Genomic DNA, 12,707 nt, shown 5'->3' on the forward strand with positions numbered 1-12,707 from the left:
AAAGCGCGGAGTGGTAGTTCAGTCGGTTAGAATACCGGCCTGTCACGCCGGGGGTCGCGGGTTCGAGTCCCGTCCACTCCGCCAGTCATTTCAAAAGCCTCGCAGATCCTGCGAGGCTTTTTTGCGTTGGTTTCCTGAGTTTAGTGGCCTGTGGTTGTCGGCTTCTCCCTCCCCTTGTTTCCGTTGTGTGCCGCTGTGCCCATTCCTTTGCTAGTGGCGCTGGCGTGTGCCTGTTCAGGCTGGGCTGGGGTGTCTGGGCGGCAAGTGTGCCCGGGAATCTCATTGTTTGTGAGGTATGCCAAATCATTTTCGCGGAGGTCGGGTGGTGCTGACCTTTGGCCTTCGCAGTGCTGTACTCGGCTGATCGCTGCTGTGTAGCCTTCAGCGTACGGCGTGGCTGCACTGCCGCTTCGGAATGGTGAAGTGTCGGAAAATTTTACACACATTGTAAAATAGTGAAAAATGCATATTTTAATCCACTGATTTAACTGGGTTTTGATTTTGGCCTGATTATTGCTTAAGCATTGCGGTGCGACATGATTTTGCAATTGTGTGAAGAGTCGTCAAACACGGGTCGCGTTTGGCATTGTTTTAACGTTGTTGTGTGAAATTACCTGTCCGTCGACGGCGGGCTTTGTAAAATACTGAAATATGTTGGTCGGGTTGCATCTGTATGCTCCCTGTTGTTCAAGTCGGTGCTGTGGCGGTGGCGTACGACGTTCCGTGGTGTGCAATCAAGTTTGCGTGGGCGTAAGCGCCTGCCAATAAAAGGCTGATTCGAATGTTATCGATGTCGTTGTTCCTGCTGGGTCTGATTGTTTCCGCTGTGGCGGTTTACTACAGCATCCAGGCCTCCCATCGCTTCGGGGTTGTCGATCAGCCCGGTGGTCACAAGGCGCACGACACCGTGACGCCTTTTGTGGGTGGGGTGGGCATCCTCGCGGCCATGCTCACGGGCGGCTACGTTGTCAGCCAGTATTTCCCGTCCTTCGGAGATCGGATCTACGTGTTGCTTGGTGGCGTGCTCGTTCTGTTCATCACGGGTTTTGCCGACGACATCCTGCAGCTCAACTACAAGATCCGCTTCGGCATCCAGGCTGCCGTGGGTCTGGCCATGGTGTTTCTGGGGGGGGTCGAGATTTCCGATCTCGGGCAGCTGCTCTCGGGTGATCTCCTCTCCCTGGGTTATCTCGCTGTCCCGATCACCCTGCTGGCCACCATCGGCGCCATCAACGCCCTCAACATGATCGATGGGATCGACGGGCTTTCCGGTTCCCTGTCCATCGTCAGTCTTCTGCTGATTGCTCTGGCCGTTTATATCTCGGGCGATCCGGCCTACTTTTCGTTGATCGTGATCATCGCCGGCGGGGTGGCGGGCTTTCTGTGCTTCAACCTGCGTTACCTGGGCTGGCGTCGCGCACGATGCTTCATGGGTGACAACGGCAGCATGCAGCTTGGCTTCGTGTTTGCCTGGCTCCTCTCCGATCTTTCCCAGTCAAACGAGAGCGTTCGTGCCATCACCCCCATCACCACCCTGTGGCTGTTTGCGGTGCCGCTGATTGATACCCTGTGCGTCATGCTGCGACGCATGTGGATGGGGCGCTCCCCCTTCCATGCCGACCGCAACCATCTGCATCACCTCTTCCTGCGGGCCGGTTTCCGGGTGCAGGATGCCGTGCTGGTGCTGGCGCTGGTGCAATTCTGCTTTGGGGCTATCGGCCTGCTGGGCATGTATGCCGGCGTAGACGAGCTGGTGATGCTGGCGGCCTTCCTGGTCGTGTTTGCGGTGTGCTTCTTCATCGTGCTGCGCCCGTGGCGGCTGGTGCCGCTGCTGCGGCGCATCCACCGGTCGCTCGGCATGACGTCCGTCCATGCCGTGGGTGTGCATGTGGCCGGCCTGCCGGAGCACAAGCTGGGTTCGTTTGCCGATATGCTCAACCGCTGCATCGGCCCCCATGTGGATTTCCGTTTCCGCGCCTACCACACCGAGGGTAACGCAGGCCCCGCCTGCTATGGCGTGATCCAGCTCCTTGGTGACGACCAGGATCTCACTCAGGCTCACATCAGCCGCATCATTGCCGTGCTGCGCCGAGAAGTCGGGCGCGAACCCGGCGTGAAGGTCCGCCAGTTTGTAGACCGGAAGGAAACCCACGACCGCCGCGTCGGCGCAAAGTATCGGCGCAGCGAACGCCGGGCGGGCGACCGCCGCTCTACCGGCAACGCCGCGCTGATCTATCGTCTTGACAGCGCGGCGGGCGAGCCCAGCGTTGTCGCGCACGGGTGAGGGGTAGATAGTCTTGTACGACCGCATCCTAGTTGTATGCACGGGCAACATCTGCCGTAGCCCCGTAGCTGAATATCTGCTTCGCGATGCCCTTTTGCGTTCCGGCCGCAAGCCAGAAGTGGCTTCGGCCGGCGTTGGTGCGCTGGTGGGTGATCCTGCCCACGAAACCGCAACCGCCATGATGGCCGCCAGGGGCATTGATCTTGCGCCGCACCGGGCGCAGCAGGCCGATGTGGCTCTGTGCCGCTGGGCCGAGCTCGTGCTGGTGATGGAAAGCCACCATCGTGAGGCGCTCACCGACATCGATCCCGCTGTTCGCGGCAAGACCTTCCTGCTGGGGCACTGGGGCAAGTTTGAAATCCCCGACCCTTACAGGCGGGCCCAGACCGTATGGGATGAGGCTGTAGGCCTCATCGACCGTGGCGTGACCGAATGGTCCCGGCGACTGTAAGGCCAATCTCAACTATCGTGTCCAATGTGTGTCTTGTGCCCTATGACGTTAACAGGGCTCAACTATCATTCGGGGTACTGTTCAAACACAATCAGTCAGGGCATCCATGATCACTATTCCTGATGGAGCATTCGCTCCCTCCATGCCTGCCAAGTCGCGTATTGCCAGCAGCCTGCTGCTGGCTGTTGTGTGCGCGAGTCTGGGCGCATGTGCCGTTGTTCCCGGTGACAAGGCCTATGGCCTGCGTGACCAGCAATCGTCCATCAAGCTCCCGGTGCGGCAATCAGAAGCCGCCGAGCCTGCGCCCGAGAACGTCAGCATTAAGCCCATCACGGCTGAGCTGATCATCGAGCAAATGAAGCTCGCCGCCGCTGAACGCCCGACGGCCACCTCCACAAATATGAACGGCCGCGCCCCCAAGGGTAGTGTGATGCCCCCCGCGCCCGACTACAAGGTGGCTCCGGGCGATGTGCTCACTATCATCGTTTGGGATCACCCTGAGCTCACCACCCCTGCCGGCCAATATCGTGCGGCTGACCAAGCCGGCACGGTAGTCAACGAAGATGGCACCATTTACTACCCTTATGTGGGTACGCTGCAGGTGACTGGCAAGACCACCCGCCAGATCCGCGACATGCTGGTTCGTAGCCTTGCCAAGTACATTGAAAAAGTCCAGCTAGATGTGCGGGTTGCAGCCTTCCGCAGCCAGCGCGTTTACGTCGTTGGCGAAGTGACCAAGCCCGGCTTGCTGCCCATCACCGATGTACCCATGACTGTGCTGGAGGCCGTCAACCAGGCCGGCGGCTTTGGCCCTGAGGCCGATCACAGCCGCGTGCTTCTTACTCGCAAGGGGACGACGTACCGCGTGGATATCCAGGCCATGTACGAAAACGGCGCCACCGAGCAGAACGCTCTGCTCGAGACCGGCGACATCCTCAATGTGCAGGATCGTAGCTTCAACAAGATCTTTGTGCTGGGTGCAGTGCAGAAGCCGGGTTCACTGGTCATGACCAAGAAGCGCTCCACCCTGGCCGAGGCGTTGGCCGATTCGGGCTACATCGCCCAAGAGCAAGCCAATCCCAAGTGGATCTACGTGATGCGCGGCGGCAGTGACACACCAGAGCTCTTCCATCTGGACGGCAGCTCTCCCGACGCGATGCTGCTGGCCGACCGCTTCACCCTCAAGCCGCGCGACATCGTTTACGTCGACGCTGCCGATGTGGTGCGCTGGAACCGCGTTATCACCAACGTTCTGCCCACGGCGCAGACGCTTAACCAGACGAGTGCGGCTCGCTACCCGCTCTTCGGCGGCCGCCAACCGTAAGAGTATGACCGCCGCACCCCCGCAAACTTTACTGTTCTTTACTCCCCTCGCAGGGGGTAAATCATGGATTTGCCGACTCTAGTCCAAGCCCCCCACGCTCCCTCCCTTGACAAGGGGAGGGCCGAGGAGGAAGTTGCCGCAGCTCAAGCAAGCCCCGGTACTCGCACAAATCCCGACCCTGACCCGCATTAGCCCATACCCACTCGACCATGGAAAACGAATCCCTAAAACCCAAGGCCCCCGTGCCCGGTCAGCAAATAGCTACTGGAGCTGAAGAAGAGCAAGGTCTTGCCATCGGCGAAATCGTCGCCGTGGTCATGGAGCATCGATGGCTTATCGCTATCGTGACTTCCATTGCTGTCCTCATGGGTGTCGCCTGGACGATGGTCTCTAAACCCGTATATAAGGCCGATGCCTTGTTGCAGGTCGAAGAAAAGGGTGGCGGAGGCATGTCGGCTGCCCTCAAGGATCTCGAACCTCTACTGGGTGATAACACCACTGTTGCGGCTGAGCAGGAAATTCTTACCTCCCGCATGGTGCTGGGCCGGGTCATTCATCGCCTTAAGCTGGATATCGAGGTCCAGCCCACGCATTTACCGCTCATCGGCTCTGTCATTGCCCGACGTTATAAAGGTGACGACCCCAACAGTCCGCTGTTTGGTCTATCCAGTTACGCTTGGGGCGGGGAAGCGCTGCAAGTGGACGCACTCGACGTTCCTTCTAGCTCCGAAGATAAACCGCTGATCCTTACCGCCGAAGAAAATGACGGCTTCGAGCTTTTCGATGAGGGGGAGGGCAGTATTGTCAAAGGGAAGGTTGGTATCCGCGCGACTGCCGGAAAATTCTCGATCTTCGTGTCAAAAATGAGCGCGCGTCCGGGCACCCGGTTCGTGCTAATCAGAAGATCTATGGAGTCCGCAGTTGATCGACTTCGCAAAGAGTTTACGGTTAAAGAGCGCGGAAAGAAATCAGGCATCCTTGAGGTGGGCCTCACCGGTTCGGACAAGGACAGGATCGGTGTCATCCTTGATGACATACTTAAAACGTATGTGCGCCAGAACGTGGAGCGCCGCTCCGCCGAAGCGGAAAATACCCTCAAATTCCTTGAGACCCAGCTTCCAGCTCTTAAGCGTGAAATGGATGCCGCCGAGGTTGCTTATAACGCCTATCGACAGAGCAGAGGTTCCCTGGACCTGAATCTAGAAACCCAAAGCGTGTTGCAATCCCTCGTTGAGGTCGATAACCAGATTGTCGCCCTAAAGCAGGAGCGTGACGAACTGCGCCAGAGCTTCACCGCCGAACATCCCCGTGTCCAAGCAGTGGACCAGCGGCTTCAACGGCTCCGCGAGCGCCGAAATCAATTCGACGCCGACGTTAACAAACTGCCCGATACCCAGCAGAAGGTGCTGCGTCTTGCCCGGGATGTCGAAGTTTCCACTACTCTCTACACCAATCTCGTCAATACCGCTCAGCAGCTCAAGGTTTCCAAGGCAGGTACAGTGGGTGATGTGCGGGTCATCGATGCGGCAGCAGTATTTAGGCAACCAGTAGGTATCCAAACCCCAGCTAAACTTGCTATCACAGCTTTGCTCGGATTCATCATTAGCCTCATCAGTATCTGGGCGAAGCGCTCCCTCCGTGTGGTGATTGAAGACCCAGAGGTTATCGAAGCAAAGCTGGGTCTACCTGTTTACGCCACGGTCCCGCACAGCGAAGATGAGGTGAAGATTTTCTCTCACGCCCGAAAGGCAAAGGGTGCTAGCGAACTTTTGGCCGTGATGAAACCTGAAGACGACGCCATTGAGAGCTTGCGCGGTCTGCGCACCACGATCCATTTTGCGATGATGGATGCCACCCACAATTCAATCCTGATCACAGGCTCTAGCCCTGGTCTTGGCAAGAGTTTCCTTTCCAAGAACCTGGGTGCCGTGCTGGCGCAAGCGGGGTCAAGGATTGTCATCATCGACGCTGACTTGCGTAGGGGGCATATCAACAAAGAGTTTGGTCTACGCCGCGAGGTGGGGGTTTCTGAATATGTGGCTGGAACTGCCGTGCTCGAAGACATTGTCAAACCGACTTCGGTGCCCAACCTGTGGGTCGTTACGACCGGGCAGATTCCCCCCAATCCTTCTGAGTTGCTGATGCATCTTCGATTCGAGCAAATGCTAGCGCAATTGGGGGAGCAGTTTGATACGCTGATTATCGATGCGCCTCCGATTCTTGCTGTTTCGGATGCTGCAATCATAGGACGGCACGCAGGCGCAACATTGATGGTAGCGCGGTCCGGCTGCCACCCGGTTGCAGAGCTTGAGCAAGCGGTAAAGCGCCTTAACCATGCCGGTGTTCAGGTCAAAGGCTTCGTGTTCAACGATCTGAACACCGATCGCCAGCGCTATAGATACGGGTATAAAGGTTATGTCTACCGATATTCCTACCGCAACTAATTGACCTTAGAGCAGAAACTTTCGATCGGAATTTTTATGAGTGATATTGTTTGTTCCCTTTTGGCGGGGAAAGAGTATAAATGGGTCGTAACCGGCGCGGCTGGCTTTATTGGCAGCAATCTTGTGAAGTCCCTTCTTGGGGCTAATCAGTATGTAATTGGCTTGGATAACTTTTCAACAGGTCACAAGACCAATCTAGAGCAGATCAAGTCTTTAGTGACCGCGGAGCAATGGAGCAGGTATGCATTCATTGAAGGTGATATACGTGATTCGGAAGTTTGTAGACGGGTCTGCAGAGGAGCAGATTTCATACTTCACCAAGCTGCTTTAGGGAGCGTGCCGCGCTCTATAGCTGATCCGATCACTTCAAATGAATCAAATGTATCCGGATACTTGAATATGTTGGTCGCAGCAAAAGACGCGGATGTAAAGCGTTTTGTTTATGCGGCGAGCAGTTCTACTTACGGAGATCACCCCGCTCTGCCGAAGGTTGAAGAGCGAATTGGCATGCCGTTATCGCCCTACGCTGTGACGAAATATGTGAATGAACTTTATGCGCACGTCTTTGAGCGGTGCTACGGCGTGAAATCCATAGGTTTGCGTTACTTCAATGTTTTTGGACCACGTCAAGATCCGGACGGCGTCTACGCCGCTGTTATTCCTAAGTGGGCGGCCGCCATGATTAAGGGGCAGTCCATTTATATTAATGGTGATGGCGAGACAAGTAGGGACTTTTGTTATATCGATAACGTTGTTCAGGCTAATATTCGTGCGGCTTTGGCGGATGTAAATAAATTTTCGGAGCGAGTCTTTAATGTTGCCGTCGGCCAGCGGACAACTTTGAACGAATTGTATCGAGAGATCGCGAGTTCGCTACGAGATCTTGGACAAAGTTTTTCAGATCAGGAGCCTGTCTATCGAGATTTCCGTGAGGGAGATGTTCGCCACTCACTGGCGAGTATCGAGCGAGCTGAGCGATGCTTGGAGTACAAGCCTTCACATACTTTGCGTGAAGGTTTAAAAACCGCGATGCGCTGGTACGTCGATAATCTCAAATAATTGTTGGCGGTGATCGCGGAGGCTGACAAGTGAATAAAATGCTTCACTCATCTTTGGCGTCGATTTTTTCTATTGCTAACGCTGCAACCAGGGGGTGGCGAACAACAAAGAAATTCATCGTTATTGAAAGCGACGACTGGGGAAGCATTCGAACGTCAAGTGCCAATGCGCATGCGAGTTTGAAAAGCCTAGGCTATCAAATGGACGCCTCGCCTTATTGTTTTGACGCGCTAGAAACACGAGACGATTTAGACCGGCTGTACGAGGTTTTGCACAGTGTTCGTGACTTGACGGGCCGTCCAGCGTGTATGACCGCCAACATGGTTCTAGAGAATCCCGATTTTAATAAGATTCGCTTAGCTGAATATCAGAGATATTATTCAGAGAGTGTTATTGAAACATTGATGCGTAGGGATGGATCAGAAGAGGTCATAACGCGATGGGCTCCAAGCTACAACCAGATGTCGTTCATTCCGCAATTCCATGCAAAAGAGCATGTCAGATGGTGGGAGTGGATGGATGCGCTTAATTCAGGGTCTAAAGAAGCGCTAGAAACGTTTTCGTTTGGCATGTGCGGCGTCCCCCATGCTGCATCCCAGGAAAAACTTTCCTTCTATCGACACGTTTACATTGATCCCGCGGTAGCGGCGCTAAAAGGAATTGATCTTGAAAAATCTGTTCTAGATGGCGCCCACGCATTTCAAAGAATATTTGGTTATGTTTCCCAAAGCGCTATTGCACCAAATTACACGTGGTCGCCTTTAATAGAGAGAGCTTGGCATCGTTGCGGGATTGAATACATTCAAGGTGCGCGAGTTCAACTTGTTCCTCAAGGTGAGACAGTTTATAAGGCTTCACATTATTTAGGTGAGGTTAATTCGAACGGTCAAACATATCTCATGAGGAATTGTTGGTTTGAGCCGGCAGACGGAGGCATGGGGAAAGATCCTGTTGAAATGTGCTTGGCACAAATCAAGCGCGCTTTTTTTTTCAGGCGCCCAGCAGTAATTTGCTCACACCGTGTTAACTATGTAGGATCGATTAGCCAAGAGTACGCCAAAAAAAATAGGCAGTCACTTTTAAGGCTGCTTTTGGCGATTAAGAAAAAATGGCCCGATGTTACTTTTATTTCAACCCCTGAGCTTGGTTGGATGATAAAAAATCATATTGATTCTAGTGATGGTGACTTGTTTAAACGGGCGGTTTGCAGTATCTGAGCGCGATGTATAACTCATTTCAGAAATTATTAGGCAGTGCCTTTGTTCGAAGTGTAGCGATAGTTGGTATGGGGGGCATTGGCGCTCAAGCCATTGCGCTATTATTTTCCCCGATCCTTACTCGCATGTTCGGACCTGATGAAATGGGAGCCCTTAGCCTCTTCGTTTCATTAACGGCACTTGGCGGGCAGATTGGAACACTTTCTTACCATAATGCGGTGCCCTTGGCAAAAAGCGATGGTGAGATGTTGGCATTGGTTAAGTTGTGCCAGAGAGGGGCTCAGGTTTTCTCACTTCTCAGCGCGATGATCCTTGTGTTTGCTTTTTTTTTTCAAGGCGCGTTTTCAGGATTTTCAGGACGATTTCAGGACTACTGGGCTTTACCTGTAGCCATATATATCATTGCGGAATGCAATGCGAGTAATGCCTTGCTCATTGTCAAGGGAGCATTTAGAGCTTCGTCGATTGCAACAGTTCTGCAGTCATTATTTAATGGTTTTTTTTCCGTGCTTGCTGGTCTCGCACTTGGGTCCGCTCAGGCATTAATCCTAGCGAATGTTCTCTCTCACGTAGGTCGGTATTACTTTCTTAGTAAGGCTAAAGATGGCGTCTGTTCAGCGTTGGCGTTAGATGGAGAGGTTCCTTCATTGAGGAGTGTAGCGCGAGAACATAAAGGGTTTCTTTTATACCGAGCGCCTCAGGAAATTATTAACGCGGTGGCCGCAAATATTCCGATACTGTTTTTAGGCTACCAGTATGGAGTTGAGGCCGTTGGATATTATGGACTGGCCATGCGCGTACTCGCCGTGCCCTCGACCGTGATAGGTCAAGCCGTAGGTCCAGTTTTTTATCCGAAAATTTCTAAAGCAATATTAGAAAAGCGGGATGCAACCCGACTTATTACAACTCTTACGATAGCCCTAGGCCTGGCCGGCTCAGTACCTTACGGACTGATTGTTATCTTTGGTGAGAGTATTTTCGAGTTTGTGTTTGGTCCTTTCTGGGTACAGGGCGGAGAATACGCACGTTGGCTCGCTTTATGGTGTTGGTGTGGTTTGATGAATGTGGCTGCCATGAGAGCAATTCCCGCATTAAATTTGCACAAGCACTTTCTTTTTATTGAGCTGATAGGTCTCCTGCTTCGAGTTCTAGTTTTGTTGTCAGGGCGCACGTTAGGGCTAACCTCTGTGCAGATAGTGGCTTTTCTCTCAGGGATCGGATGTTTGATTAATTGTTTTTTGATTGTCCTAGTGCTTATTTGCTCGAGGAAAGCAGAATGAGAGTTGCTATTCACCAACGGGAAGGCAGTTTTAGTCGAGGCTGGGTGCATCGGCTGAGGGAGTTGGGAGTCGATTTTGATTATGTTAGCGCTTACGATAATGACGTAATTTCGAAACTGCAGAACTTCGATGGCTTTTTATGGCACTGGCACCAGGGGGACTATCGAGATCATTTGATTGCAAAACCCCTGCTAGACGCGTTGGGGCGAGCGGGTAAGAAGGTTTATCCAAGAATCGAGACGTCGCTCTACTTTGATGACAAGCTTGCGCAGAAGTATTTGCTGGAAGCCATTGGGGCTCCCCTTGTACCAAGTTACGTGTTCGTTGATTTTGATAAAGCCATCGAGTGGGCTCGTAACACGGACTACCCAAAAGTGTTCAAGTTGAGAGGAGGAGCTGGCTCACTGAATGTGAAAGTAGTTAAAAATCTCCATGAATCATCTGCACTGATTAAGCGTTGCTTCTCGAGAGGTTTTCCGCTTTTAGATCGAGTCGAGTCACTTAAAGATGCGATATGGCGCTGGCGTCGAGATCGGTCCTTAGACGCATTATGGTTAGTGGCAAAGAGAACGCCTAGGTTGTGGATTCGCTCTAAGCGCGAAAGACTACTGCCCCGGCAGCTGGGGTACGCGTATTTTCAGGATTTTGTTCCTAATGCGGCGTATGACGATAGAGCGGTCGTGATCGGCAACCGCTGCTTTTGTATCCGTCGACATTGTCGTCCTGGCGATTTCCGTGCCTCAGGCAGTGGGTTAGTACAATTCGACAAAGAGATTTTTCCGGCTGAAATGATTAGATCCGCGTTTAGTGTCGCGGACGCAATTCAGTCACAGTCGCTCGCTCTAGATTATGTCTATAGAGATGGTGTTCCGTTGCTGATCGAGACGAGCTATGGCTTTACGGCTGATGTCTACTATTCGTGTCAAGGGTTCTGGACCAGAGATCTTGAGTGGCACGATTTGCCTGTTAATCCAGAGGCTTTTATCGTAGATGATTTCATCAGCCATCTAGAAACGAAATAGTAAAAGAGCGGTTGGTTGTATATGTCTATTTACTGCAAACATATCATATTTTGCTATCGGCTCTGTAGGCATCTAGACAAAATTCATGCCGATAGTGTGATCTGCCGAAAAGTCCTAAGAGTGATAATTTTCATGCTCTATTTTTCTATGGATCTTTGGCAAAAATCTTGTATGGAGCTTTCTTGCCCTACAAAGCCACTATCGGTAATCGAGTTAATTTTGTGCACTCTTTGCATGGTATCTTTATATCTCAATCCGCGGTTATTGGAGACGATTGTATCATATTGCATCACGTAACCATTGGGTCTGATGTTCCGATCGATGGTCGATCTAATACTAGTAAGGCGCCGGTGATTGGTAATATAGTTTTTATTGGCTGCAATACTTCTATTATTGGTATGGTTGAGGTTGGCGATGATTCAAGGATTGGGGCAGGCGTTACTCTTGCTAACAAAATAATAAAGCCCAAATCTACGGTCGTGAGTTCGTCCAATAGGGTTATTGTCAGAGATGAATAGCATTAATCGTAAGAACAAGACAGTCGTTCAGTGTATTGCCAGCTTGGGTGGAGGAGGCGCTGAACGGCAGGTCGTAATTCTTTGCAATGAGCTTGCCAAATTGGGGTGGACAGTGCACCTCGTTGTGCTTGAGTATGGGCAGAATCTTGCGAGTCTTGATCGGGAACACGTGACGCTCCATAGGCTGATTGTGTCCAGTAACTATGATTTGTCGATGGTAAGTAGAATTCGGAAGATCATATTAGATGTCAATGCTGATGTAGTGCAGACCTGGCTGCCATTAATGGATATCGCAGGAGGCATTGCGGCACTGACAACTCGTCGACCATGGATTCTCACTGAGCGGACATCGCAAAGCGCATATTCGAAGAGTAATGCCCGGATTTTTGTAAGGCGAATTTTGGGTCGCTTTGCGAATGCAATCGTAGCAAACTCCAGTGGTGGCATTGCCTATTGGAATGTTGTCCCTAGGCTGGTTGAGCGGTGTAAGGTAATTCCGAATGCAATACCGTTCGACAAGATCGAAGAGGCGCCTCCAGAAGACGACGGCTTGTTCCGTCGGTCGGATGATTGTAAATTGATTTTATATGTTGGAAGACTTATCCCTTCAAAGAATCTACATAACCTGCTGACGGCGTTTTCGCGTGTGCTAGAACAAGACAACAGTGTTTTGATCTTGTGTGGTGAAGGGCCGGAAAAGCCCGCACTAGAGTCTTTAGCGAAAGATTTGAAAATTTTCGAGCGCGTTCGTTTCTTGGGCTATGTGAGTAACGCATATGGATGGATGAAGTCTGCTGATGTTCTTGTAATGCCTAGCAGGTACGAAGGAATGCCGAACTCACTTATTGAAGCGGCCGCTGTTGGTTGCAGAATCTGCCTTTCCGATATTGATGCCCATCGCGAAATTCTCGGTCCAAAATCAGGTTATTTCTTTGACTGTGATGATGTTATAGGGATGTCGGCTGCACTTCACGCGGCACTGCAAGATACAACACATAATGTATCTATAGTAGATAATGCAAAAAAAGATGTGGCCATGCTCAGCGCTCCCGAAGTTGGTAAAAGATACGAAGAACTTCTTTCAAAAGTTAGCACCTGATATAACTGG

The 12,707-nt window shown here is 52.0% G+C and carries 10 protein-coding genes and 1 tRNA gene; all 11 read left to right on the top strand.

All coding sequences use genetic code 11. The features are described 5' to 3' along the window. Positions 1–7: 7 nt before the first annotated feature. The 11 genes from GH681_RS10580 (at position 8) to GH681_RS10630 (ending at position 12,698) form a co-directional block, all read left to right on the top strand. Positions 8–84: transfer RNA gene (locus GH681_RS10580), tRNA-Asp, on the top strand. A 706-nt stretch (positions 85–790) separates the two neighbouring features. Beyond that, positions 791–2,284, top strand: a complete 1,494-nt coding sequence (locus GH681_RS10585) for an MraY family glycosyltransferase (RefSeq protein ID WP_194271202.1) — start codon at positions 791–793, stop codon at positions 2,282–2,284. Positions 2,285–2,297: 13 nt separating this feature from the next. Next, a complete protein-coding gene (locus tag GH681_RS10590) occupies positions 2,298–2,735 on the top strand; it encodes a low molecular weight protein-tyrosine-phosphatase (protein WP_153161446.1) in 438 nt (145 codons plus the stop codon). 142 nt (positions 2,736–2,877) lie between these two features. Continuing rightward, complete coding sequence (locus GH681_RS10595; RefSeq protein ID WP_153161447.1) at positions 2,878–4,059, top strand: polysaccharide export protein; 1,182 nt, start codon at positions 2,878–2,880, stop codon at positions 4,057–4,059. Positions 4,060–4,268: 209 nt separating this feature from the next. Further along, positions 4,269–6,503 carry a polysaccharide biosynthesis tyrosine autokinase gene (locus GH681_RS10600; RefSeq protein WP_153161448.1) on the top strand — a complete coding sequence of 745 codons (2,235 nt, stop codon included), beginning with the start codon at positions 4,269–4,271 and terminating at the stop codon, positions 6,501–6,503. Positions 6,504–6,539: 36 nt separating this feature from the next. Next, complete coding sequence (locus GH681_RS10605) at positions 6,540–7,562, top strand: SDR family oxidoreductase (protein ID WP_153161449.1); 1,023 nt, start codon at positions 6,540–6,542, stop codon at positions 7,560–7,562. A gap of 29 nt (positions 7,563–7,591) precedes the next feature. After that, complete coding sequence (locus GH681_RS10610) at positions 7,592–8,779, top strand: hypothetical protein (RefSeq protein ID WP_153161450.1); 1,188 nt, start codon at positions 7,592–7,594, stop codon at positions 8,777–8,779. A gap of 5 nt (positions 8,780–8,784) precedes the next feature. Continuing rightward, positions 8,785–10,059: a lipopolysaccharide biosynthesis protein gene (locus tag GH681_RS10615; protein ID WP_153161451.1), complete on the top strand. Its 1,275-nt coding sequence runs from the start codon at positions 8,785–8,787 to the stop codon at positions 10,057–10,059. After that, positions 10,056–11,081 carry a hypothetical protein gene (locus tag GH681_RS10620; protein WP_153161452.1) on the top strand — a complete coding sequence of 342 codons (1,026 nt, stop codon included), beginning with the start codon at positions 10,056–10,058 and terminating at the stop codon, positions 11,079–11,081. Before GH681_RS10615 ends, GH681_RS10620 begins: the two co-directional genes overlap by 4 nt. 350 nt (positions 11,082–11,431) lie before the next feature. Further along, positions 11,432–11,599, top strand: a complete 168-nt coding sequence (locus GH681_RS24125; RefSeq protein WP_368666703.1) for a hypothetical protein — start codon at positions 11,432–11,434, stop codon at positions 11,597–11,599. Further along, positions 11,592–12,698 carry a glycosyltransferase gene (locus tag GH681_RS10630; protein ID WP_153161454.1) on the top strand — a complete coding sequence of 369 codons (1,107 nt, stop codon included), beginning with the start codon at positions 11,592–11,594 and terminating at the stop codon, positions 12,696–12,698. The genes GH681_RS24125 and GH681_RS10630 overlap by 8 nt, the downstream gene beginning before the upstream one ends. The last annotated feature ends 9 nt before the right edge of the window (positions 12,699–12,707 follow it).

Origin of the sequence: Zoogloea sp. 1C4, from assembly GCF_009469605.1 — a bacterium.
Taxonomy (GTDB): Bacteria; Pseudomonadota; Gammaproteobacteria; order Burkholderiales; family Rhodocyclaceae; genus Zoogloea; species Zoogloea oryzae.